1 protein-coding gene is annotated in these 512 nt (G+C 62.5%); it reads left to right on the top strand.

Annotated features, from left to right (window positions below):
• A partial coding sequence (locus OEJ37_RS34815; protein WP_263349531.1) for a hypothetical protein occupies nt 1-512 on the top strand: 512 nt, incomplete at both ends.

The following is a 512-nucleotide window of genomic DNA, read 5'->3' as shown; positions in this document are numbered from 1 at the left end:
ATTCGCGGACGACAGACCCGTCGACGTCGAGGTCGAGAGCGAGGTGATCGAGCTGCTCGCTGACGAGAGGCCAGTCGATGTGGAGGTCGACAACGAAGCCACTGAACTGTCGGTCGAGCTCAGGCCAGTGGACAGCGAGCTGATGCCAGTCGAGGTCGACGTCGACAACGACGTGATCGAGCTGTTTGCGGACGACAGACCCGTCGACGTCGAGGTGGACAACGACGTGATGGAGCTATTTGCCGACGAGAGACCGGTCGAAGTCGACGTGGACAACGACGTGATGGAGCTGTTCGCGGACGACAGGCCGGTCGAGGTCGAGGTCGACAGCGAGGTGATGGAGCTATTCGCGGACGACAGACCCGTCGACGTCGAGGTCGACAGCGAGGTGATCGAGCTGTTGGCCGACGACAGGCCAGTCGATGTGGAGGTCGACAGCGAAGCCACTGAACTGTCGGTCGAGCTCAGGCCGGTGGACAGCGAGCTGATGCCGGTCGAGGTCGACGTCGACA

The sequence above is a fragment of the Burkholderia sp. BKH01 genome, assembly GCF_025685725.1.
Taxonomy (GTDB): domain Bacteria; phylum Pseudomonadota; class Gammaproteobacteria; order Burkholderiales; family Burkholderiaceae; genus Burkholderia; species Burkholderia pyrrocinia_C.
The sequence above is the reverse complement of the archived record's forward strand: the minus strand, read 5'-3'. Positions and strand labels throughout refer to the sequence as shown.